Genomic DNA, 22,903 nt, shown 5'->3' on the forward strand with positions numbered 1-22,903 from the left:
TCCGCTTCGGCCTTCTTGGTATGCCGGAGACGTCCCGGACAGGGGCGCCACACCCACGACTTCAGCACAGGAGCGTTGCGAGTGACCACCACGCTTGGTCTGTCGGGCGACAAGCTCGAAGGCATCACGAACCCGCCGATCGACGACCTGCTCGACAAGGTCAGCTCGAAGTACGCCTTGGTGATCTACTCGGCGAAGCGCGCACGGCAGATCAACGACTACTACGCGCAGCTCGGCGAGGGCCTGCTCGAGTACGTCGGCCCGCTGGTCGAGCCCGGCCCGAGGGAGAAGCCGCTGTCCATCGCGCTGCGGGAGATCCACTCCGGCCTGCTTGAGCACACCGAAGGCGAGTGAGCCCGAGCGGCTCACCCGATGAGTTCAGGACACTCCATGGCTCGTGAGCCGCGCCCGGCCGCCCGCGTCGTGCTCGGCGTCGGCGGTGGCATCGCGGCGTACAAGACGTGCGAGGTGCTGCGCGGGCTGACCGAGTCCGGCCACGACGTCCAGGTCGTGCCGACCGCGGCCGCGCTGAACTTCATCGGGGCCGCCACCTTCGAGGCGTTGTCCGGCAACCCGGTCCACACCGGGGTGTTCTCGAACGTGCCCGAGGTAGAGCACGTCCGCACCGGCCAGCAGGCGGACCTCGTCGTGGTCGCGCCCGCCACCGCTGATCTGCTCGCCAAAGCGGCGACCGGCCTCGCGGACGACCTACTCACCAACACGCTGCTCACCGCGCGCTGCCCAGTGGTCTTCTTCCCCGCGATGCACACCGAGATGTGGGAGCATCCCGCGACGCAGGCCAACGTCGCGACGCTGCGGGAGCGGGGCGCGATCGTGCCCGATCCGGACGTCGGCAGGCTCACCGGCGTCGACACCGGCAAGGGCAGGCTGGCCAGCCCCGCCGAGATCACCGACCTCGCGCAGCTGCTGCTCGCCAATCCCGATGCGCTGCCGCGCGACCTCACCGGAATGCACGTCGTCGTCTCGGCGGGCGGCACAAGGGAGCCGCTCGACCCGGTGCGCTATCTCGGCAACCGCTCGTCCGGCAAGCAGGGCTACGCGCTGGCGCGGGTGGCCGCCGCTCGCGGGGCACGGGTCACCCTGGTCGCCGCGCACAGCGTGTCGCTGCCGACCCCATCCGGGGTGGACCTGGTCAGCGTGTCCACCGCCGCCCAGTTGCGAGATGCCGTGCTCGACGTCTCGGCCGAGGCCGACGTCGTGGTCATGGCGGCCGCCGTCGCGGACTTCCGGCCGAGCGAGCTGGCCCAGTACAAGATCAAGAAAACCGAGGGCGAGCCAGCGCCGGTGGCGTTGGAGCGCAACGCGGACGTGCTCGCCGAGCTGGTGCGCCACCGGCGGCCGGAGCAGATCATCGTCGGGTTCGCCGCCGAGACGGGTGACGGCACCGGCGACGTGCTGCATCACGCGCGCGCCAAGCTGCGCCGCAAGGGCAGCGACCTGCTCGTCGTCAACGCCGTCGGGGAGGGCAGGGCGTTCGAGGTGGAAGACAACGCGGGCTGGCTACTCGCCGCGAATGGCGACGAGATCGCTATCCCGTTCGGCTCGAAGTCGCAACTGGCCGCCGCGGTGTGGGACGCCGTCGCCTCGCTGCGCCAGCCGTGATGCACTCGCGACATCACCGGGGTTCGATCGCGTAATCTGATCCCAAGCGCGGGCTCGCGCGGCATTCGCCATCGCAGGCAGAAGAATCGAGGCATGACCGTGACCGCATCGCAGACCAGGCTATTCAGCTCCGAGTCGGTGACCGAGGGCCACCCGGACAAGATCTGTGACGCCATCAGCGACTCGGTGCTGGACGCGCTACTGGCCCAGGACCCGCAGAGCAGGGTCGCGGTGGAGACCATGATCACCACCGGCCAGGTGCACGTCGCGGGCGAGGTCACCACCGAGGCCTACGCGGACATCCCGTCGATCGTGCGGGACACCGTGCTCGACATCGGCTACGACTCCTCGGCGAAAGGCTTCGACGGCTCCTCCTGCGGGGTCAACGTGGCCATCGGCTCGCAGTCGCCCGACATCGCGCAGGGCGTGGACACCGCCTATGAGTCGCGGCTGGAGCACAAGCTCGACGAGCTGGACCGCCAGGGCGCGGGTGACCAGGGCCTGATGTTCGGCTATGCCTGCACCGACACTCCCGAGCTGATGCCGCTGCCGATCGCGCTGGCGCACCGGCTGTCCCGCAGGCTGGCCGCCGTGCGGAAGAACGACGTGCTTGGCTACCTGCGACCGGACGGCAAAACGCAGGTCACCATCGAGTACGCGGGCGAGCAGCCAGTGCGGCTGGACACCGTCGTCATCTCCACCCAGCACGCCGAGGACATTGACCTCGACACGCTGGCCGCCGATGTACGGGCGCAGGTGATCGCCCCCGAACTCGCCGAGCTGGCACTGGACTCCGGCGACACACGGGTGCTGATCAACCCGACCGGCCGGTTCGTCGTCGGTGGCCCGATGGGTGACGCCGGTCTGACCGGCCGCAAGATCATCGTCGACACCTATGGCGGCATGGCCCGTCACGGTGGTGGCGCCTTCTCCGGTAAGGACCCGTCGAAGGTCGACCGTTCCGCCACCTACGCGATGCGGTGGGTCGCCAAGAACGCTGTGACCGCGGGGCTGGCCAGCCGCATCGAGGTACAGGTCGCCTACGCCATCGGCAAGGCGGCGCCGGTCGGGCTGTTCGTGGAGACGTTCGGCACCGAAACGGTAGACCCGGCCAAGATCCAGCAGGCCATCACCGAGGTGTTCGATCTGCGGCCCGCCGCGCTGATTCGCGACCTGGACCTGCTCCGCCCGATCTACGCGCAGACCTCGGCCTACGGTCACTTCGGCCGCCTCGACGTCGACCTGCCGTGGGAACGCACCGACCGCGCCGACGCGCTGAAGCAGGCCGCGGGCGGCTGATGACGGCCACCGCGCGAGCGACGCGCAAGGGGGAGCGGCGCCCGGCCCCGTCGCTGCCCATCGCGCGGATCTACGTCGACGTCGGACTGCCGCATCTGGACCGCACCTTCGACTACCGCGTCGCCGACACCCAGCACGACGACGCCGTGGTCGGCTGCCGGGTGCGGGTGCGGTTCGCTGGCCAGCTCGTCGACGGCTACCTCGTCGAGCGCGCGGACACCACCGACCACACCGGACGACTCGCGTACCTGGAGCGGGTGGTCTCGCCAGAGCCGGTGCTGTCCCCGGAGATCGCCACCCTCGCTCGCGCGGTCGCGGACAAGTACGCGGGCACCATGGTCGACGTGCTGCGGCTGGCGATCCCGCCCCGCCACGCCAAGGTGGAAAAAGAAGCCGTGTCCGACGTTCAGGACGCTGTGTCTGGCACTCCTGACGCTGTGTCTGACGTTCAGGACGCTGTGTCTGGCACTCCTGACGCTGTGTCTGACGGTTGGGGCGGTTACCGGCACGGCGCCGCGCTACTCACCGCGCTCGGCGGCGGCGCGCGGGCACGCGCCGTGTGGCAGGCGTTGCCGGGGGAGGACTGGCCCGCTCGGCTCGCCGAGGCGGCCACCGCCGTCGCCGCAAGCGGCAGGGGCACCGTCATTGTCGTCCCTGACTACCGAGATGTCGCTCGGCTGCATGCCGCGTGTGCCGCCCAGCTCGGGGAGCAGCAGGTCGTCGCGCTCTCCGCCGACCTAGGACCCGCCGAGCGCTACCGCCGCTGGTTGCGCGTCCGCAGGGGAATCGCGCGGGTCGTCGTCGGCACCCGCGCGGCGATGTTCGCGCCGATGACCGACCTCGGGCTGCTCGTGGTGTGGGACGACGGTGACGATCTGCACGCCGAACCCCGCGCGCCCTACCCGCACGTGCGCGACGTCCTGGTGCAACGCGCGCATCTGTCTGGCGCGTCCCTGCTGGTCGCTGGCTTCGCCCGCACGGCGGAGGCGCAGCTGCTCGTCGAGAGCGGCTGGGCGCATCCTGTCGTCCCAGACCGCGCCAGCCTGCGCGCCCGCGCGCCGAGGGTCACCGGCTTCGGGGAGGACTTCGACCTGGCGCGCGACGAGGCCGCCCGCGCCGCGCGGCTGCCCGCCGTCGCGTTCGAGGTGGCCCGAGCCGCGCTGAAGAACGACGCCCCGGTGCTGGTGCAGGTGCCCCGGCGCGGTTACGTGCCGTCGCTGGCGTGCGGGTCGTGCCGCACCCAGGCCCGCTGCCGCCGCTGCGCGGGGCCGCTCGCCGTGCCCGCCGGTCAGCAGGACGGCCACCAGGACGTCGCACGGGCGCCGGCCTGCCGCTGGTGCGGCGTGCCGGAGTCGCGGTTCCGCTGCTCCGCGTGTGGTTCCGCGCAGTTGCGGGCGCAGGTGATCGGCGCGCGCCGCACCGCTGAGGAATTGGGCAGGGCGTTCCCCGGCGTCGCCGTGCGGACCTCCGGCGGCACCGAGGTGCTCGCCCACGTCGACGGTTCCGCCGCGCTGGTCATCGCCACGCCCGGCGCGGAGCCGGTCGCCAGCGGTGGCTACGGCGCGGCGCTGTTGTTGGACGGCTGGGCCCTGCTCGGCAGGCAAGACCTGCGGGCGGGGGAGGAGACGCTGCGCCGCTGGATGACCGCCGCCGCGCTGGTGCGGCCCGGCGAGCAGGGCGGCAGGGTCATCGTCGGTGCCGATGTCGCACTGGTGCCGGTGCAGGCACTGATCCGATGGGACCCCGCCTGGCATGCCGAACGCGAACTCGCCGAACGACGTGAGCTCGGATTCCCGCCCGCCGTGCGGATGGCCAGCCTGGAAGGTGAACCGGAACCGCTTGCCGCCGCGCTGGACGAGGTCACGCTGCCGGAATCCGCCGAGGTGCTCGGGCCAGTGCCGGTGATGACGCCGCCACGCCCTGACCGGCACGGTGAGCAGCGCGAGCTGGAACGGGTGCTGCTTCGGGTACCGAACGCGGACGGCAAGGCGCTCGCCGCCGCGCTCGCCGCATTGCAGGCTGGCAGGGGAGCGCGCAAGGAACCGGACACGGTGCGGGTGCGGCTCGACCCGCTCAGCCCAATCTGATCGAGACCGCGCCAGACGACCGCCGGACGATCCCGCCACCGGTCCGGGTCACACCCGCATAGCCGCCGCGCTGCGCCCGTGGTCGCCGCACGTAGACTCGACCGCACTATGCGTGTGGTCTTCGCGGGGACGCCCGAGGTGGCAGTCCCATCCTTACTCACCCTGCTCGAGTCTGAGCGGCACGAGGTCGTCGCCGTTGTCACCCGCCCCGACGCGCGGGCGGGCAGAGGGCGCAAGCTGGTGCGCTCACCGGTCGGTGCGACCGCCGACGAGCACGGCATCGAGGTGCTCACCCCCGCCAAGGCAGGCGACGAGGACTTCCGCGCGCGGCTGCGCGAGCTGGCGCCCGACGCGTGCCCGACGGTGGCGTACGGTGCGTTGCTGCCGCGGGCCACGCTGGACATCCCCACGCACGGCTGGATCAACCTGCACTTCTCGCTGCTGCCCGCGTGGCGCGGCGCGGCCCCGGTGCAGGCCGCGATCAAGGCGGGCGACGAGATTACCGGTGCGTCGACGTTTCAGATCGTGCCCGAGCTGGACGCGGGCCCGGTGTACGGCGTCGTGACCGAGCCGGTGCGCGACGACGACACCGCTGGCGTGCTGCTCGACAGACTCGCCGAGTCCGGCGCGGTGCTGCTGCGGTCCACACTGGACGGTGTTGAGGACGGCACGCTGCGCGCGGTGCCGCAGCCGGAAGACGGCCGGAGCTACGCACCGAAGGTGACCGTCGAGCAGGCGCACATCGCGTTCGACACACCCGCTGTCGCCGTGGACAGGCACGTGCGCTCGGTGACGCCGGAGCCAGGTGCGTGGGCTGAGTTCCGAGGTGAGCGGCTCAAGCTCGGGCCGGTGCGCATCGCAACGGACACCGATGGCCTCGACGCGGGCGAGATCCGCGCGGAGCGGCATCGGGTGCTAGTCGGCACGGCGACCGACCCGGTGGAGCTGACCGAGGTGCAGGCACAGGGCAAGAAGCGGATGGCTGCGGAGGACTGGGCGCGCGGCACTCGCATCGACGAAGGAGAACGGCTCCGATGAGCTATGACCGACGAAAGCCATCCCGCCCCGACCGGAGCCGCCCCGCCCGCCGCAAGGAAGGGCCCCGGACACCGCCCAAGGTCGACCCACCGCGCCAGGCCGCGTTCGATCTGCTGCGCGCGGTCAGCGAGCGCGACGCCTACGCCAACTTGGTGCTACCCGAGATGCTGCGGGAACGCCGCATCACAGGGCGCGACGCGGCGCTGGCGACCGAGCTGTCCTACGGCACCTGCCGCGCGCGGGGACTGCTGGACGAGATCATCGCCTCGTGTAGCGATCGTGGACTGTCCAGTGTGGATCCCGCGGTTCTCGATGTGCTGCGGCTCGGCGCATACCAGTTGCTGCGGACCAGGGTGCCGGAACACGCCGCCGTGGCGTCGAGCGTGGACCTGGCGCGAGGCGCGGCTGGCTCGTACGTCACCGGTTTCGTCAACGCCATGCTGCGCCGGATCTCGGAGAAGGACGAGCAGCAGTGGCTGGACGAACTCGCGCCGACGCCCGAGAAGGACAGGATCGGCAACATCGCGCTGCGCACCGCGCACCCCCGCTGGATCGCGCGGGCTTTCGCCGAGGCGTTGGGCACCTCGGGCGATGAGCTGACCGCGGCACTGGAAGCCGATGACACCCGCCCCGACGTCCACCTGGTCGCGCGGCCAGGCGCGATCAGTGCCGACGAACTCGCGGCGATCACCGGTGGCGACGTCGCGCCGTACTCGCCGTACGGGGTGCGGCTGCCGCCTGGCTCTGGCGACCTGGCGGACTCCGAACCGATGCGCGAGGGACTTGCCGCCGTGCAGGACGAGGGCAGCCAGCTCTGCGCGCGAGCGGTCACGACCGTGCCGGTGGACGGGTCCGACGAACGCTGGCTCGACTTGTGCGCCGGACCCGGCGGCAAGGCGGCGCTGCTCGGCGCGCTCGCCTCGATCCAGGGCGCGACGGTCGATGCGGTGGAGCAGGCCGAGCACCGCGCGAAGCTCGTGGAGTACGCCACGGCGGACCTCCCGGTGACGGTGCACGTCGTCGATGGTCGCGACTCCGGTCTGAACCCCGGCTACGACCGCGTGCTGGTCGACGCGCCCTGCACCGGGCTCGGCGCGTTGCGCAGGCGTCCTGAGGCGCGCTGGCGGCGGCAGCCGTCCGACGTCTCTGGGCTGACGAGGCTCCAGGCTGAGCTGCTGACGTCGGCGCTCGATCTGGTGCGGGTCGGGGGCGTGGTGGCCTACGTCGTGTGCTCACCGCACCTGGCCGAGACCGACGGTGTCGTCCGCGAGGTCGCCCGCCGCAACGGCGCGGAGATCCTCGACGCCCGCGAGCAGTTCCCCGACATGCCCGACCTCGGCGACGGCCCGTTCGTCCAGCTCTGGACACACCGCCACGGCACGGACGCGATGTTCTGCGCGCTGCTGCGTAAGACGCGGTGAGCATCGTGCCCGTTACGGGTAGGCCATGTAGCCGTACCAGGACCAGTACGAGAAGGAATAACTGACCTTCTCCCAGGTGCCGGTGCCGTCCGGGTCGCAGCGGTACGTCGTGACCGTCCCGTCGGGAGATGTGACCTCGATCTCGGAGCCGGGCTTGTAGTATTTGCCGCCCCACTCGCAATACCGCAGGATCGGCCCGGTGGGGAGGGCGTCGGCCACTGGTGCTTGCAGGACGCCGATCGCGACCGCCATACCGGCGGCGGCACTGAGTTTCGCTAAGTACCTCATCGTTTCGCTCCTTCGTGACTCAAAGAGTGGTGAGGAACTCAGCGTCGCCGCGTGGGGCGTTGCCGTCTGTCGCGGCGGCGACGGTGCGGACGTCATGCTGGCGACAGTGCGCTGCCGGGCAGTGCCGTGGGTCAGCGCTCGACGTCACACCCCGCCCACACCCCTCCTGTACGCCAGGCGGCCGAACCGTAAACTACGTACCGTGACGAACCGCCCGATGATCGCGCCCAGCATCCTGTCCGCCGACTTCGCCCGCCTCGGCGAGGAGATCACCTCGATCGCTGGTGAGGGCGACAACCGGGCCGACTGGGTACACGTCGACGTCATGGACGGTCACTTCGTCCCGAACCTCACGATCGGCCTGCCGGTGGTGCGCTCGCTGCTGACGACGTCGGACGTGCCACTCGACTGTCACCTGATGATCGAGGACCCCGACCGCTGGGCCCCCGGCTACGCCGAGTCCGGCGCGTACAACGTCACGGTGCACGCCGAGGCCGCCCGCGATCCGATCATGCTGGCCAAGAACCTGCGGGCGGCAGGATCGCGTGCCGGGTTGTCGATCAAGCCGAAGACCCCGCTGGACGACTACGTCGAGGTCCTCAAGCACTACGACACGCTGCTGGTGATGTCGGTGGAGCCGGGCTTCGGCGGGCAGTCGTTCATCCCCGAGGTGCTGGACAAGGTCCGCGCCGCGCGCAGGCTCGTCGACACCGGACACCTGACGCTGCTGGTCGAGATCGACGGCGGCATCAACAACGACACCATCGAACAGGCCGCCGAGGCGGGCGTCGACTGCTTCGTCGCTGGCACCGCCGTCTACGGCGCGGAAGACCCCGGCAAGGCGGTCGCGGCACTGCGGGACCAGGCGGCGTCGGCGTCCGGCTGCCGCCACGCACATCGGGGCGGCACCGCGCCCGGCGCACAGGACGGCCACGGCTGATGACCCCGGAACAGGCCATGCGGGACGCGATCGCGCTCAGCGAGGCCGTACGGGGAACGACGAGTCCGAATCCGCCCGTCGGGGCAGTCATCTGTGACGCCGATGGGGTGCGGGTCGGGCGGGGTGCTACCCAGCCACCGGGCGGTCCGCACGCCGAGGTCATGGCGCTGCGCGAAGCGGGCGAGCGCGCCAGGGGCGGCACCGCGTACGTCACGCTCGAACCCTGCGCCCATCACGGCCGCACCCCACCCTGCACCGACGCGCTCATCGACTCGGGCGTACGCGCGGTGCATTACGCCGTCGCCGACCCCACCCCGCTCGCCCACGGCGGGGGCGAGGTGCTGGAGCAGGCCGGGATCGCGACCAGCAACGGCCTGCTCGAAGACGACGTCCGGCGCGGCCCGCTGCGGGCCTGGCTGCACTACATCCGCACCGGTCGCCCGCACGTCACCTGGAAGTACGCCGCCACGCTTGACGGCAGGGTCGCCGCCGCCGACGGCACCAGCCGGTGGATCTCCGGCGAGCCCGCCCGCGCCGAGGTCCACGCGCTGCGCACCAAGATCGACGCCATCGTCGCTGGCACCGGCACGGTGATGACGGACGACCCGCAGCTCACCGCTCGCGACGCCGAGGGCCGACCGCTCGAGCGCCAGCCGCTGCGCGTCGTCGTCGGCGCCCGTGAACTCCCACCCACCGCGCGTGTGCTCGACGACAGCGCGGAAACCGTGATCATCGCCACGCGCGACCCGGATAAGGTGCTCGCGGCACTCGCGGACCGGGGCGTGGTCGACGTGCTACTGGAAGGCGGCCCGACGCTGGCGGGGGCGTTCGCCGCGGCTGGCAGAATCGATCGGCTGCTCGGCTATCTCGCACCCGCGCTCGCTGGTGCGGGTCCGGCGGCGCTAGGGGATGCTGGAGTGTCAACGATCACCGACATGCACCGGTGGGTGGTCGAAGAGGTCACCATGACAGGGGATGATGTGCGGGTCAGCGCGGTGCCGGCTGCCCGGCAGGACTAGGAGGTAGGCGTGTTCACCGGAATCGTCGAGGAGATCGGTGAGGTCATCGGCATCGAACAGGTGCCCAACGCCGCACGGCTGAGCCTGTCCGGGCCCCTGGTGACCACCGACGCGCGGCACGGCGACTCGATCGCGGTCAATGGCGTCTGCCTCACGGTGGTCGACGTCGCTGGCTCGACGTTCACCGTGGACGTGGTGCACGAGACGCTGCAACGTTCCAGCCTGGCCAAGGTGCACGTCGGCGACGGGGTGAACCTGGAGCGCGCCGCCGCGGTCGGCGACAGGCTCGGCGGGCACATCATGCAAGGCCACGTCGACGGCACCGGCACCTACCTCGCCCGCGACGCCTACGGCATGACGCGGTTCACGCTGCCGCGGAACCTGGCGCGCTACGTGGTCGAGAAAGGCTCGATCGCGGTGGATGGCGTGTCGCTGACGGTGGCGTCGGTGACCGACGACGAGTTCGCGGTCGCGCTGATCCCCACCACCCTGGAGATGACCAACCTGGGCACCAAGACGCCAGGCGATCCGGTAAATCTGGAAGTCGACGTCTTGGCGAAGTACGTGGAACGGTTGATCGCGGCGCCAGCCGGGAATGCCAGCGCCGAGCCCGGCGCTCATCCCAGTGATGGTCCTGGCGATAATGCCGGCGAGAAGGAGTGAGCATGGACAAGTTCGCCGAGATCGAGCGCGCGATCGCCGATATCGCCGAGGGCAAGCCCGTCGTCGTGGTCGACGACGAGGACCGCGAGAACGAGGGCGACCTGATCTTCGCCGCCGAGAAGGCGACGCCGGAGCTGGTCGCGTTCATGGTGCGCTACACCTCGGGCTACATCTGCGTCCCGCTGACGGAGTACGACGCCGACCGGCTGAACCTGCCGCCGATGTTCTACGCGAACCAGGACGTGCGCGGCACCGCCTACACCGTGACCGTTGACGCCAAGGAAGGCGTCTCCACCGGCATCTCGGCGTCCGATCGCTCGCACACCATCCGGCTGCTCGCGGAGCGCAGCTCGACGGCGGACGACTTCAACCGGCCGGGGCACGTGGTGCCGCTGCGCGCGAAGGAAGGCGGTGTGCTGCGGCGGCCGGGCCACACCGAGGCGTCGGTGGACCTGGCGCGGATGGCCGGCCTGCGGCCCGCGGGCGTGCTGTGCGAGATCGTGTCGCAGAAGGACGAAGGCGACATGGCTCGCTACGACGAGCTGAAAGTGTTCGCCGACGAGCACGAGCTCGCGCTGATCACCATCGCGGACCTGATCGCGTACCGCAGGCGCACCGAGAAGCAGGTGGAGCGGGTCGCGGAGGCCCGTATCCCGCTCAGGTACGGCACCTTCCGCGCCATCGGCTACGACAGCCTGCTTGATGGCATCGAGCACATCGTGTTCGTCTACGGCGAGATCGGTGATGGCGAGGACGTGCTGGTCAGGGCGCACTCGGAGTGTCTGACAGGAGACGTGTTCGGCTCGCTGCGCTGTGACTGCGGCCCGCAGCTCGACGCCGCGCTACGCGCCATCGCCGACGAGGGCAGGGGCGCCGTCCTCTACATCCGTGGCCATGAGGGCAGGGGCATCGGCCTGATGCACAAGCTGCAGGCGTACCAGCTGCAAGACGGCGGCGAGGACACCGTCGACGCCAACCTCAAGCTCGGCGTGCCCGCGGACGCTCGCGACTACGGCACCGGCGCGCAGATCCTGCGCGACATGGGCATCAAGTCGATGCGGCTGCTGACCAACAACCCGGCGAAGCGAATCGGGCTCGAGGGCTACGGCCTGCGGGTGACCGGCCGCGAGCCGCTGCCGATCTCGCCGAACCCGGAGAATCTGCGCTACCTGCAGACCAAGCGCGACCGCATGGGCCACGATCTGACGGCGCTGGAGCACCTGGATGACGTGGGCGCGCAACTGGAGGAGACGAACCAGGACCGCACCGGCGGCAAGGACGGGGGAGTACCGGCATGAGTGGCGAGGGACGTCCCGAGGTCGCGCTCGAACCGGGCGCGTACGAGCACGTCCGGCTCGGCATCGTCGTCACCCGCTGGCACGCCGAAATCACCCAGAGCCTGCTCGACCGGGCACAAGCGGCGGCCAAGGAGGCGCGGCTCGACGTCGAACCGACCGTGGTGCACGTCGCGGGCGCGGTCGAGTTGCCGGTGGTGGCGCAGGCATTGGCGCGCGACCACGACGCCGTCGTCGCGCTGGGCGTGGTCATCCGGGGCGGCACGCCGCACTTCGAGTACGTCTGTGACGCGGTCACCCAGGGCCTCACCCGGGTGGCGCTCGACGAGAACACCCCGATCGGCAACGGCGTGCTGACCTGCGACACCGAGCAACAGGCGCAGACGCGCGCCGGACTGCCAGACTCCGCGGAGGACAAGGGGTACGAGGCGACGGTCGCGGCATTGGACGCCGCGCATGTGCTGCGCTCGCTGCGCAGGCGCTGGACCGAGAGCAAGGGGATGGCGTGACGGTGGCCGACGACACGCAGGGCGCTGACCAGCGGCTCACCGAGCCGGTGCGGTTCCGGCCGTTCTTCTCGGTAATCGCCGCCAGTGTGCTCGCGGTGCTGATCCTGATCGCGTTCACCATCGTGGGGCTGCTGCTGCGCCAGTCCGACACCGGGGCGGTGTTCCGGACGTCCGACCAGGTCGCGATGATCATCCTCGGTGTGTTGCTCGCCGCGGGGACGATGCTGTGGGCGGTGCCGAGGGTGCGCGCCGACGCCGAAGGTGTCGAGGTCCGCAACGTACTGACGTCGCGCCGGTTCGCCTGGCGCGAGGTGCTGGCCATCAGCTTCCCGGACGGCGCCGCGTTCGCCCGCCTCGAACTTCCGGACGACGAGTACTACACCGTGATGGCGGTGCAGGCCGTCGACGGCTGGCGCGCCGTCACCGCCGTCCGCACGCTCCGCGCCCTGCACAAGCAGGCCTGGCAGGCCGAGCAGGAGTAGGCAGGCCTGGCGGGAGTAGGCAGGCCTGGCACCGAGTCGATCTTGAGGCGTTGTGGTCGCTATAGCAACCACAACGCCTACACACTCGCCTCGCCGAGAACAGACTAGGCAGGATTAGAGCTCAGCGGAGCAACTGGATGGCGCAGCTCAGCCCCGGTGCGTTGGTGAGTTTCTCGTCGCTGGTTAGTAGCGGAAGATCGAGCGCGGCGGCGAGCGTTACGTATAGGCCGTCGTAGAAAGTGATGGTGTGGCGAAGCCGCCACGCTGCGCGAAGAAACGGGCCGTGCTCGTAACGCTCGTCGATGAAATGCTCGACGGCGTAGAGGCCTGCTTGCGCCACTTCGCTGTTGATTTCGCCTCGGCGTTCCAACCGCCGGAGCACCTGCCCCACCTCGGCGTCGATGAGTGCGGGGGCATGCGTCCGGCTATTGTTGAAGATCTTGCGGACAGCGGTTCCGACGGTGTCTTTCCGACTGAGTGCCGCGATCAATGCGGACGCATCGACGACGTATTCAGTCACCCCGTGCCTCGCGCAACGCCTCGTCGATCGACTCCGCCGTCGCGCCCGGGGTGTCGCTGCGTGTCAAGGTCTCCTCGATGATCCGCACGTACTCGGACTTGGTGCGCTGCCGTGCCGAGTCGATGAGCTGCTGCCGCATGTAAGCCTGGAGAGACTGTCCCGCCTCCGCGGCACGTCGACGGAGTGTCTCCGCGACGTCGTCCGGCACGTCCTTTACCTGGATAGTCGCCATGGCGCTATTGTAGCGCCAAAGTAGCGTCACTTTACAGCTCCAGATCCGCCACCACGGGCGCGTGGTCGGACGCGCCGGTGCCTTTGCGTTCGTCACGGTCGACGTAGCAGTCCGTGACGACCTTGGTGAACGCCGGATTGCCGTACACCAGGTCGATCCGCATGCCGTTGTTGTTCGGGAACGCGAGCTGCCGGTAGTCCCAGTAGGTGTAGGGATGGTCGTACTTCAGCGGGCGCGGGAACACATCGGTCAGCCCCGCCTCCCGCAGCGCGGCCAGCGCCGTCCGCTCGGGTTCGGTGACGTGCGTGCTCTCCGTGAACAGGCTGACATCCCACACATCGTCGTCGGTCGGTGCGACATTGAAGTCGCCGAGCACGGCGAACGGACGCTCCTCGGTCAGTTCCGTGGCCGCCGTCGCACGCAGGGCCTCCAGCCAGCGCAGTTTGTACTGGTAGTGCGGATGCGATGGCTCGCGCCCGTTGGGCACGTACACCGACCACACCCGCACGCCATCGCACGTCGCGCCGATCGCGCGGGGCTCGGTGGTCTCGAACAGCGCGCCATCGGCCAGGTAGCCCGGCTCGTCGGTGAGTCCCCGCGTTACGTCGGCCAGCCCCACCCGCGACAGGATCGCCACGCCGTTCCACCGGCCGGTCCCGTGCGCGGCGACCTCGTAGCCAAGCGACGCGATCTCGGCGGCGGGAAACGCCTCGGCGGCGCATTTGGTTTCCTGCAGGCACAACACATCGGGCTCGGCCCGCGCCAACCACCCCAGCAACCGGGGCAGCCGCGAGCGCACCGAGTTCACATTCCACGTGGCGATCCGCACGGCCCGAGCCTAGCTATCGGCTCCACCGGACCCGCACCAGATCGGGCCACGCCCGCAGTGCGTCGGCGTCCCCGATGGTCTCCAGCGCGGTGATCGGACGACGGTTCCACAGCGCGAGATAGATGTCCTCGGCGCTGCCTCGCACGGTGACATCCGCTCCGCTTGCCGGACCACTGGCGGGCAGGTCCGTCACGCGTTCGGTGACGACGGGCTCGGTGCTGACCCGCAGCAGCCAGCCTGCCCCGGTGTCGCTGGCGTGCAGCGCGATGGTGATCGGCTCGTCGCTGCGGAGCTTGCCGGATGGACGGATCACGAACCCGGTGACCAGCTCGTTGATTCCGTCGGTGGCGACCGCGGGGTCCACAGGCGTCGGATCACCCGCAGCCAGTTCGACGTCGACACCGTGCATCGTGGTCTCGTGCGTCTGCCGACGTGCCCAGAACACCAGCGGCGATGGCGCGGGCAAGAACGACCAGCACTCCAGGTCGGCCGGCGCGGCGTCGATGGCGTCGATCAGCGCGGCGTGTCCCTTGCGGAACCAGTCAAGCAGCGCGTCGTCGGCGGGACGGCGGTCGGCGTCGCGATGGGGGTCGGTGCCGGGATCGACCACCTCGCCAGGGGAGGCCAGCCCCTCCTGCACGTGGCGGGTGGCCCAGCGGTGCACTCCGCTGGTGTGGAAGACGAGGTCGCGCACGGTCCAGTCAGGGCAACTCGGCACCACCGCGTCGAAGTCCGCCCGTTCGGCGGCCGCGACCAGCCGCGCGCCCGCGTCGCGCAGCGCCGCCACATACTCCGGTATCTCCATGCCAGGCAGCATGCCAGAGCCCACCGACAGTACGGGGCTGATCGTGCCCGCCAGGGTGTGTGACAGCAGCACGAGTTGGCCTTGTTGCTGTCGTTAGTTGGCGACAGGATGTTTGTTGATCAGGGACCCTGCTGGTGGGCCCACAATTTGTCTGATTTGTTCGGCCGGAGTGGTCCTCCGCGCAGGGTCCCTGATCAACACGCGGAGATACACGGCGCGCGCCGATCGCCGCCCCAGCGGGCCGGCCCGGTTTCGCACACCAGCCATGGAACACCGGAGCGTGATCGGGTGGGGGCGGTGCGCTGTCGGCGCCCCGACGTAGGCTGGTGGACGTGGCTGATCTGTCCACTACTCGTCATGCGTCCCTGTCCCGCGGGGCGTCGCGCAACGGCTCGTTTCGCCCGTCGCCGGGAAGCATTCCCGACGACCCGGGCGTGTACAAGTTCCGCGATGCCCACGGCAGGGTCATCTATGTCGGCAAGGCCAAGAGCCTGCGCAGCAGGCTGAGCAGCTACTTCGCCGACCCTGCCGGGCTGCATCCGAGAACGCGGCAGATGGTGAACACCGCGGCGGACGTCGAGTGGACCGTGGTCACCACCGAGGTCGAGGCGCTCCAGCTGGAGTACAACTGGATCAAGGAGTTCGACCCCCGGTTCAACGTCCGCTACCGCGATGACAAGTCGTATCCGGTGCTCGCGGTGACGCTGAATGAGGAGTTCCCCCGCCCGCACGTCTACCGGGGGCCGCGCAAGAAGGGCGTACGCTACTTCGGCCCGTATGCCCATGCCTGGGCAATCCGCGAAACCCTTGACCTGCTGCTTCGGGTGTTTCCCGCGCGCACGTGCTCGAACGGCGTGTTCCGCAGGCACCAGCAGATCGGCCGCCCCTGCCTGCTCGGCTACATCGACAAGTGCGCCGCGCCCTGCGTCGGCGAGGTCAGCCCCGAACGGCACCGGGAGATCGTCGAGCAGCTGTGCGACTTCCTGTCCGGACGCACTGAGACCATGGTGCGCGATTTGGAACGCGAGATGGCCGCCGCCTCCGAGGCACTCGACTTCGAGCGCGCCGCCAGGCTGCGCGACGACATCGCCGCGCTGCGCAGGGCGATGGAGAAGCAGGCGGTGGTGTTCTCCGACGGCACCGACGCCGACGTCGTGGCATTCGCGCACGACGAGCTGGAAGCCGCGGTGCAGGTCTTCCACGTGCGTGGCGGCAGGGTGCGCGGCCAGCGCGGCTGGGTGGTGGACCGCGACGAAGTGCCTGGTGAGGACACCGCACAGGATGGTGGTGACGCCGTCCGCGCGCAGCTCGTCGAGCAGTTCCTCGCCCAGTTCTATGGTGAGCAGGCCGAACTGGCCGCGCAGGTGGAAGGCAGCGGCCCGCCGGTGCCTCGCGAGGTGCTTGTCCCCGCCCTGCCGGATGACGCCGTTGCCGTCGCGGAGTGGCTGTCCCGGCTGCGGGGCTCAAAGGTGCGGCTACGGGTGCCGCGGCGCGGCGACAAACGCGCGCTGGCCGAGACCGTGGAGCGCAACGCGAAGGAGGCGCTGACCCAGCACAAGCTGCGCAGGGCGTCCGACCTCAGCTCCCGCTCCGCCGCGCTGAACGAGCTGCAGGACCTGCTCGGCCTCGACACCGCACCGCTGCGGATCGAGTGCATCGACATCAGCCACATCCAAGGCGCCGACGTCGTCGCGTCGCTAGTGGTGTTCGAGGACGGCATCCCCCGCAAGTCCGAGTATCGGCGGTTCGCGATCAAGGAGGCCGCCGAGAAGGGCGACGTCGCCTCGATCGCGGAGGTCGTGCGCCGCCGCTTCGCCCGCTATCTCGCCGAGGCCGAGGCGCCGGCAGGGGAGCAAGGGGCAGTGGCGGCCGAGAACCCCGGCACCACCGACGTCCCCGAGTCACCCGATCCTGCACAGCGCAAGTTCGCCTATCCACCGAACCTGCTCGTCGTGGACGGTGCGGGCCCGCAGGCCACGGCCGCGGCCGACGTCCTCGGCGATCTCGGCATCACCGACGTCGCCGTCATCGGGCTGGCCAAACGGCTTGAGGAGGTGTGGCTGCCTGGCGACGAGTTCCCCGTCGTCTTGCCGCGCACCGCGGAGGCGCTGTACCTGCTGCAGCGGGTGCGCGACGAGGCGCACCGGTTCGCGATTCGGTATCACAGGGACAAACGAGCCAAGCGCGTGCGAGCATCGGAGCTGGACTCGGTGCCCGGGCTGGGGAAGGCCCGCAAGGCCGCGCTGATCAAGCACTTCGGCTCGGTCAAGAAGCTCAAGCAGGCGCGGGTCACCGACATCGCCGAGGTCAAGGGATTCGGCCAGGCGACAGCGGAAACGGTCTACGCGGCGCTGCATGGCCCACAAGAGGACGCAGCGCACAACACACAGCGGGATCCGCGGGACAAGGACGGACAACAGTGAACATGAGCCAGAACACGACGCCGGATGACAGCGACTTCGGGAACTCGGGGATGGAGGTCGCGGTCGTCACCGGCCTGTCAGGGGCTGGGCGCAGCACGGCGGCGAAGTGCCTGGAAGACCTCGGCTGGTTCGTCGTGGACAACCTGCCACCGGAGCTGATCACCACGATGGTCGAGCTCGGTGCGCAGGCACGCGGCGCGATCACGAAGGTCGCGGTCGTGATGGACGTCCGGTCGCGGGCCTTCACCGACGACCTCGCCGCGGTGATCAAGGAGCTGGACGCGCAGGGCTACAAGCCGCGCGTGCTGTTCCTTGAAGCGACCGACGAGGTGCTGATCCGGCGGTTCGAGCAGGTGCGGCGCACCCACCCGATGCAGGGCGACGGCAGGCTTTCCGACGGCATCATCGCGGAACGCGCGCTGCTCGACCCGCTGCGGGAGGAAGCCGACCTGGTGCTGGAGACGTCGTCGCTGTCGGTGCACGACCTGCGCGCCAAGATCGAGGAAACCTTCGGGTCCGAGGCCAGCCTGCGCACCAAGATCACCGTGCTGTCGTTCGGCTACAAGTACGGCCTGCCGATGGACGCCGACCTCGTCGTCGACGTCCGCTTCCTGCCGAACCCGTTCTGGATCCCTGAGCTGCGCGACTACACCGGATTCGACACCGAGGTGAGCAACTACGTGCTGACGCAGGAGGGCGCGGAGGACTTCCTGACCCGTTACCAGGAGCTGCTGCGGATCGTCGGCGCGGGCTATCGCAGAGAGGGCAAGCGCTACCTGACCCTCGCGGTGGGCTGCACCGGCGGCAAGCACCGCAGTGTCGCGATGTCGGAGGAGCTCGCCCGGCGGCTTTCTGCCGAGGACGACACGCTGTCGGTCAAGGTGGTGCACCGGGATCTGGGCCGTGAGTGACGAGACAACGGACGCGGGACAGGCGGACGGCGGTGCGCACGCCCGGCCACTGCGCGCGGTCGCGCTCGGCGGCGGGCACGGCCTGCACACCACGCTGTGTGCGCTGCGTGCGCTGACCCCGGACGTCACAGCCGTGGTGACCGTCGCGGACGACGGCGGCTCGTCCGGCAGGCTGCGTAGCGAACTGGGCGTGCTGCCACCTGGTGATCTGCGACAGGCGCTGTCCGCGCTCGCGACGTCGGAGGACGGTGACGCGTTGTGGGCGCGGGTGTTTCAGCGTCGCTTCGGCGGCAGCGGCGCGCTCGCGGGCCACGCGGTCGGAAACCTGCTGCTGGCTGGGTTGTTCGAGGAGGTGGGCGATCCGGTCACCGCACTCGACGAGGCGTGCGCGCTGCTGGGTGTCTCCGGCCGCGTGCTGCCGATGTCGGTCGATCCGCTGTGCATCGAGGCCGAGGTGTCCGGGCTGAACGGCACCGACGAGCCGAGCATCATCCGGGGCCAGGTCGCGGTGGCGAGCACACCCGGCAGAGTGAGACGAATCTCGCTACACAACGCGGAAAACCGGGACGTCGAACCCCAAGCGTGCGCCGCTGCGGTCGATGCGGTATTAGAGGCGGACCTCGTCGTGCTCGGGCCGGGCTCCTGGTTCACCAGCGTGCTCGTGCACCTGATGCTGCCTGACCTGCGCGATGCGCTGGTCCGGACGGCGGCGCGTAAGGTGGTCGTGCTGAATCTGGTTCCACAGCCAGGGGAAACGGCTGGGTACTCGCCGGAGCAGCACATCGACGTGCTTCGCGCGCAGGCTCCCGAGTTGCGGGTGGACGTCGTGATCGCCGATCGTGGTTCGGTTCCCGCTCCCGCGCGGCTGTACCGTGCCGCCGACGAGATCGGGGCGCGGGCGGTGCTCGCCGACGTGGCTGACCCGAGCGTGTCCGGCAGGCACGCTCCGGATGCGCTCGCGGCGAGTGTGCGAGAGGCTTTCGGGATTCCAGGCGCGTAACGCGCAGCGGCAACTGGCGAAAACCCGCGTGCGGGGCTGAGCACCATCACCGAAAGGGTGAGCAACGGAAGTGGAGGGGCTATGGCGATGACCGCCGCCGTCAAGGACGAGTTGAGCAGGCTGGAGATCACCAAGATCGGGCCGAGGCGTTCCGAGGTGGCGTCGATGCTGCGATTCGCGGGTGGCCTGCACATCGTGAGCGGCAGGGTGGTCGTCGAGGCCGAGCTGGACACCGGCTCTGTCGCGCGCCGGCTGCGCAAGGAGATCCACGAGCTGTACGGGCATCACTCCGATGTCCACGTCATCTCGTCCGGCGGACTCCGCAAAGGCACCCGGTACGTGGTGCGCGTGGTCAAGGACGGGGAGGGGCTCGCCCGCCAGACCGGGCTGATCGATCAGCGCGGCCGTCCGGTGCGTGGCCTGCCCGCCGCCGTGGTCTCCGGCGGTGTCGCCGATGCCGAGGCGGCGTGGCGGGGCGCGTTCCTCGCGCATGGCTCGCTCACCGAGCCAGGTCGCTCGTCGTCGCTGGAGATCACCTGCCCCGGCCCCGAGGCGGCGCTGGCGCTGGTCGGCGCGGCGCGCCGGATCGGCATCCAGGCGAAGTCCCGTGAGGTCAGGGGAGCGGACCGGGTCGTCGTCCGCGACGGCGATGCCATCGGCGTGCTGCTGACCAGGCTCGGCGCGCACAGCAGCGTGCTGCGCTGGGAGGAGCACCGGATGCGCCGCGAGGTGCGGGCGACGGCGAACCGGCTGGCGAACTTCGATGACGCGAACCTGCGGCGTTCCGCGCGGGCCGCGGTCGCGGCGGCGGCCAGGGTGGAGCGCGCGATGGACATTCTCGGTGAGAGCGCCCCTGAGCATCTGCTGTCGGCGGGCAGGCTGCGGCTGGCCAACCGGCAGTCCTCGCTGGAGGAGCTGGGACAGCTCGCCGACCCCCCGATGACCAAGGACGCCGTCGCGGGCCGTATCCGCAGGCTGCTCGCGCTGGCGGACAAGCGCGCCAAGGATCTGGGCATCCCGGACACCGAAGCGGCGGTCACCGAGGAGATGCTCGAAGCCGAAGCGTGACGGTTCGTCACCACCTGTAACGGTGAAGCAGCGAAGAATTGCCAGGACCAGGTGCGGCGAGCCCGAGACGGGCAGGCTACCGTCTGACGTCGTGCGTGAGGATGCGAGCGGGATGATCGACCGTGGTCTTGACGGCGGCCTTGCCCGCAGGCTCAAGGCGCTCGCCTGCACCGCCCCGTTGCACGACCTCGATGCCCGCAAGGCGAAGCTGGACTGGGCGGACGCCACGGCGTATCAGATGGCCGAGATCGCGCTGCACACCATCGATCAGGTCACCGTGGCGATGGACTTCGACACCGGCGCGAGCCACGAGGTGATCGTGCGCAGGCTGCTGCCGTTCATCGCCGCGCAGGCGCCGCACCGGGCGAGGACCGAGCACGAGAAGGTCGCCCGCTGGGTGCTGGACAACCTGCTCAACGTCGGCACCGTGGATCGCGGGTTCCGCAGCATCTACGGCACGGTCGGCCCGGACGGTGCCTACGAGCGCAGGGCGTTCGACTTCAAACTGCTGGTCGAACTGTCCGCGCCGAACGGCGAGATCTACCTGCGCGCCACGGACGAGGCGATCAACGTCCTGGTCGGGGCGCTCGACACCGACGTCGAATCCGCGCAGATCGCCGCCGAGGTGAAGCTGGAGAACCTGATCAAGCGCGGCAGGCTCGCCGACGCCAAGCTGGCCGCCGAGCAGGCCCGCTACCGCACGGTGCAGTACGGCGAGACGCTGCGCACCATCCTGGACGCCACCCGCCGCGACGTCCGCTCGGTCGACTGGGAGCACGCGGTTCCTGAACTGCTCGACTCGGCGCTGGAGCACATCGAGTCCCGGTTCCAGGCGGAGAACGCGATCCTGCGCAACATCACCAAGGCGCGCGACGAGGCCGAGGACCCCGGTCGCAAGCGCAGCGCCGCCGAGCTGGTGGAGATCGTCACCGACTGCATCACCCGCCACACCCAGCTGCAGGCCAGGCTGCAGGCCGCGGGCGCGTACTTCCGTGCCGAGCAGGACCGCCAGCAGTTCGCGGGGCCACCCCGTAAGGGGGGCGTCGACGTCTTCGGGCAGCTGCTCGTGCCCACGCTCGGGCTCGGTGTCGGCGACGCGAAGGCGCCGGTTGAGGCGTACTTTCGCGCCGCGATTGGCCCGAACACCCCTGGCGTGGCGACGCTGCCGTCGTTGGTGTCGATGCTGCTGCGGCCCGCGCCGGAGCGCAGCACGCTGGTCGGGGAGCTCCCGGAACCGGAACTGGCGCCGGCGGAAGACGCCAACCGGTTCAGCGAGGAGCACTGGGGGCGCGCGGACGCGCTGCTTGACCTCGAGGAGGTACCACGCAGGCTGTCCGGACTGATCGAGGAGGCTCGCGAGACCGACGCCGACCTGGCGCGGCTGGTCGTGCTGCGGGTACTGCACGCCTACAGCCCCGAGATCAGCGGGGCGGTGCGCGGCGGTGAGCGAACCGCGTTGATCGCCGTGGACGACGGCACCCCGCTGGACGACCCGGAGTTCGGCGGCACCGACCTGCTGGTCACCACAGCGGTGCTGGCCGAGGAACTCGCGGAGGCGGCGGACGAGACAGCGGAGGACTCCGCCGGTCCGGATGCCGACTCTGCCCCTGACATGCCAGCCGTTCCCGTCACCGCCGAGGAGGTCGCGTGAGCGCAGCACGGGATACCGCCAAGGACGCCGAGTCGGCGGCACGCCTGATCGCCTACGGGCTGCGGCCGAAGCAGCTACCCGCCCGCGACGCCAGCTACGCCGAGCTGGTACGCCGCTACAGCGAGGACCGGGAGTTCACCCAGCTCACCCAGTCGGTCGCGGCGGGGCTCGGGCTGATGGTGCTCGACGTCAGCCACCAGGCAGGCGCGGTGCTCGCCGCCACCGACGAGTCCGCGTTCGAGATCAAGATGGACAGTTACGCGCGGCAGAGCAAGATCCGCGAACGCCGCGACACCGAGAAAGTCATGCACGGCGTCATCCACCTCGCGGTGGCGGCGCTGGCGTTCCCGCGCCCGGACGATCTCGGCAACGACACCTACGTCGGCCGCGTCAGCGTCGACCAGGTGGACGCCGTGGTGCGCGAGGCGTGCCGCATCCTCGACGAGCGCGCGGCGCAGGCGGAGGCCAACGACGACCCGCCCTCCGACGCGCCCGAGCTGGAACAGGCGTGGCGCGCCTACGCGCGGCGGCCGGAGACGGCGACCACCAAGGACGGCAGGCTCGCGCCGGACACCACCCGAGGCATGATCAGCAGGGCGCTGCGGTTCTTGTCTGAGCAGGGCTTTCTGGTGCATATCAACACCGACGACGGCGGCACCTATCGGACGACGCCGCGCTATCAGGTGCAGGTGCGGGAGCTGGCGGCCGACGCCGCGTTCACCGAGCTGCTTGACCTCGACGTGGTGGCGATCTCCGGCGAGGACGGGTCGCTGCGTGCGGGTAGCCCCGGGACCCTGTAG

Annotated in this window: 23 protein-coding genes; 18 read left to right on the top strand and 5 right to left on the bottom strand. The window is 70.2% G+C overall.

What is annotated here, in order from left to right; genetic code table 11:
* Positions 1–81: 81 nt before the first annotated feature.
* The 6 genes from rpoZ (at position 82) to AMYHA_RS11335 (ending at position 7,468) form a co-directional block, all read left to right on the top strand.
* Positions 82–354, top strand: a complete 273-nt coding sequence (gene rpoZ / locus AMYHA_RS11310) for a DNA-directed RNA polymerase subunit omega (RefSeq protein WP_034270785.1) — start codon at positions 82–84, stop codon at positions 352–354.
* A 36-nt stretch (positions 355–390) separates the two neighbouring features.
* A complete protein-coding gene (coaBC, locus tag AMYHA_RS11315) occupies positions 391–1,623 on the top strand; it encodes a bifunctional phosphopantothenoylcysteine decarboxylase/phosphopantothenate--cysteine ligase CoaBC (protein WP_034270788.1) in 1,233 nt (410 codons plus the stop codon).
* A gap of 93 nt (positions 1,624–1,716) precedes the next feature.
* The gene (gene metK / locus AMYHA_RS11320; protein WP_196776874.1) at positions 1,717–2,922 is read left to right on the top strand and encodes a methionine adenosyltransferase; all 1,206 of its coding nucleotides are present in this window, start codon (positions 1,717–1,719) and stop codon (positions 2,920–2,922) included.
* On the top strand, positions 2,922–5,009 hold the full coding sequence (locus AMYHA_RS11325) for a primosomal protein N' (protein ID WP_157362027.1): 2,088 nt from the start codon (positions 2,922–2,924) through the stop codon (positions 5,007–5,009). The genes metK and AMYHA_RS11325 overlap by 1 nt, the downstream gene beginning before the upstream one ends.
* A gap of 108 nt (positions 5,010–5,117) precedes the next feature.
* The gene (gene fmt, locus AMYHA_RS11330) at positions 5,118–6,047 is read left to right on the top strand and encodes a methionyl-tRNA formyltransferase (RefSeq protein WP_034270791.1); all 930 of its coding nucleotides are present in this window, start codon (positions 5,118–5,120) and stop codon (positions 6,045–6,047) included.
* A complete protein-coding gene (locus AMYHA_RS11335; RefSeq protein WP_051399770.1) occupies positions 6,044–7,468 on the top strand; it encodes an RsmB/NOP family class I SAM-dependent RNA methyltransferase in 1,425 nt (474 codons plus the stop codon). Before fmt ends, AMYHA_RS11335 begins: the two co-directional genes overlap by 4 nt.
* 12 nt (positions 7,469–7,480) lie before the next feature.
* Here the strand turns inward: AMYHA_RS11335 and AMYHA_RS11340 are convergent, their stop codons facing one another.
* Positions 7,481–7,756 carry a hypothetical protein gene (locus tag AMYHA_RS11340; RefSeq protein ID WP_157362031.1) on the bottom strand — a complete coding sequence of 92 codons (276 nt, stop codon included), beginning with the start codon at positions 7,754–7,756 and terminating at the stop codon, positions 7,481–7,483.
* A 217-nt stretch (positions 7,757–7,973) separates the two neighbouring features.
* On the opposite strand from AMYHA_RS11340, the gene rpe reads away from it, so the two are divergent.
* The 6 genes from rpe to AMYHA_RS11370 are packed head-to-tail and all read left to right on the top strand — an operon-like array spanning position 7,974 to position 12,664.
* Positions 7,974–8,696 carry a ribulose-phosphate 3-epimerase gene (gene rpe / locus AMYHA_RS11345; protein ID WP_051399771.1) on the top strand — a complete coding sequence of 241 codons (723 nt, stop codon included), beginning with the start codon at positions 7,974–7,976 and terminating at the stop codon, positions 8,694–8,696.
* Positions 8,696–9,715: a bifunctional diaminohydroxyphosphoribosylaminopyrimidine deaminase/5-amino-6-(5-phosphoribosylamino)uracil reductase RibD gene (gene ribD, locus AMYHA_RS11350; RefSeq protein WP_034270796.1), complete on the top strand. Its 1,020-nt coding sequence runs from the start codon at positions 8,696–8,698 to the stop codon at positions 9,713–9,715. Before rpe ends, ribD begins: the two co-directional genes overlap by 1 nt.
* 9 nt (positions 9,716–9,724) lie before the next feature.
* The gene (locus AMYHA_RS11355) at positions 9,725–10,378 is read left to right on the top strand and encodes a riboflavin synthase (RefSeq protein ID WP_084037083.1); all 654 of its coding nucleotides are present in this window, start codon (positions 9,725–9,727) and stop codon (positions 10,376–10,378) included.
* A 2-nt stretch (positions 10,379–10,380) separates the two neighbouring features.
* Positions 10,381–11,676 carry a bifunctional 3,4-dihydroxy-2-butanone-4-phosphate synthase/GTP cyclohydrolase II gene (locus AMYHA_RS11360; RefSeq protein ID WP_034270798.1) on the top strand — a complete coding sequence of 432 codons (1,296 nt, stop codon included), beginning with the start codon at positions 10,381–10,383 and terminating at the stop codon, positions 11,674–11,676.
* Entirely contained in the window at positions 11,673–12,182 is a 510-nt protein-coding gene (gene ribH, locus AMYHA_RS11365) for a 6,7-dimethyl-8-ribityllumazine synthase (protein ID WP_034270800.1), read from the top strand. Before AMYHA_RS11360 ends, ribH begins: the two co-directional genes overlap by 4 nt.
* Complete coding sequence (locus AMYHA_RS11370) at positions 12,179–12,664, top strand: PH domain-containing protein (RefSeq protein ID WP_231104706.1); 486 nt, start codon at positions 12,179–12,181, stop codon at positions 12,662–12,664. Before ribH ends, AMYHA_RS11370 begins: the two co-directional genes overlap by 4 nt.
* 121 nt (positions 12,665–12,785) lie before the next feature.
* Here AMYHA_RS11370 and AMYHA_RS11375 read toward each other — a convergent pair whose 3' ends face one another.
* The 4 genes from AMYHA_RS11375 to AMYHA_RS11390 are packed head-to-tail and all read right to left on the bottom strand — an operon-like array spanning position 12,786 to position 15,122.
* Complete coding sequence (locus AMYHA_RS11375) at positions 12,786–13,184, bottom strand: type II toxin-antitoxin system VapC family toxin (RefSeq protein WP_034270803.1); 399 nt, start codon at positions 13,182–13,184, stop codon at positions 12,786–12,788.
* Complete coding sequence (locus tag AMYHA_RS11380) at positions 13,177–13,416, bottom strand: FitA-like ribbon-helix-helix domain-containing protein (RefSeq protein ID WP_034276813.1); 240 nt, start codon at positions 13,414–13,416, stop codon at positions 13,177–13,179. The genes AMYHA_RS11375 and AMYHA_RS11380 overlap by 8 nt, the downstream gene beginning before the upstream one ends.
* 31 nt (positions 13,417–13,447) lie before the next feature.
* Positions 13,448–14,245, bottom strand: coding sequence for an exodeoxyribonuclease III (locus AMYHA_RS11385; RefSeq protein ID WP_034270806.1), 798 nt, complete (start codon positions 14,243–14,245; stop codon positions 13,448–13,450).
* A 13-nt stretch (positions 14,246–14,258) separates the two neighbouring features.
* Complete coding sequence (locus AMYHA_RS11390; protein WP_051399773.1) at positions 14,259–15,122, bottom strand: maleylpyruvate isomerase family mycothiol-dependent enzyme; 864 nt, start codon at positions 15,120–15,122, stop codon at positions 14,259–14,261.
* Between the two features lie 260 nt (positions 15,123–15,382).
* Here AMYHA_RS11390 and uvrC point away from each other — a divergent pair, with 260 nt between their 5' ends.
* The 6 genes from uvrC to AMYHA_RS11420 all read left to right on the top strand — a co-directional run bounded on the left by uvrC (position 15,383) and on the right by AMYHA_RS11420 (position 22,903).
* Entirely contained in the window at positions 15,383–17,473 is a 2,091-nt protein-coding gene (gene uvrC / locus AMYHA_RS11395) for an excinuclease ABC subunit UvrC (protein WP_231104707.1), read from the top strand.
* Between the two features lie 50 nt (positions 17,474–17,523).
* Positions 17,524–18,384 carry an RNase adapter RapZ gene (rapZ, locus tag AMYHA_RS11400; protein ID WP_034276821.1) on the top strand — a complete coding sequence of 287 codons (861 nt, stop codon included), beginning with the start codon at positions 17,524–17,526 and terminating at the stop codon, positions 18,382–18,384.
* Between the two features lie 49 nt (positions 18,385–18,433).
* On the top strand, positions 18,434–19,384 hold the full coding sequence (locus AMYHA_RS11405) for a gluconeogenesis factor YvcK family protein (RefSeq protein ID WP_034276823.1): 951 nt from the start codon (positions 18,434–18,436) through the stop codon (positions 19,382–19,384).
* Between the two features lie 81 nt (positions 19,385–19,465).
* Positions 19,466–20,452, top strand: coding sequence for a DNA-binding protein WhiA (gene whiA / locus AMYHA_RS11410; protein WP_034270809.1), 987 nt, complete (start codon positions 19,466–19,468; stop codon positions 20,450–20,452).
* A 112-nt stretch (positions 20,453–20,564) separates the two neighbouring features.
* Positions 20,565–22,103 (top strand): hypothetical protein, encoded by a 1,539-nt coding sequence (locus AMYHA_RS11415; protein ID WP_231104950.1) that lies wholly within the window; start codon positions 20,565–20,567, stop codon positions 22,101–22,103.
* Positions 22,100–22,903 carry a hypothetical protein gene (locus AMYHA_RS11420; RefSeq protein WP_034270812.1) on the top strand — a complete coding sequence of 268 codons (804 nt, stop codon included), beginning with the start codon at positions 22,100–22,102 and terminating at the stop codon, positions 22,901–22,903. The genes AMYHA_RS11415 and AMYHA_RS11420 overlap by 4 nt, the downstream gene beginning before the upstream one ends.

Source organism: Haloechinothrix halophila YIM 93223 (assembly GCF_000504245.1).
GTDB classification, from domain to species: Bacteria; Actinomycetota; Actinomycetes; order Mycobacteriales; family Pseudonocardiaceae; genus Haloechinothrix_A; species Haloechinothrix_A halophila.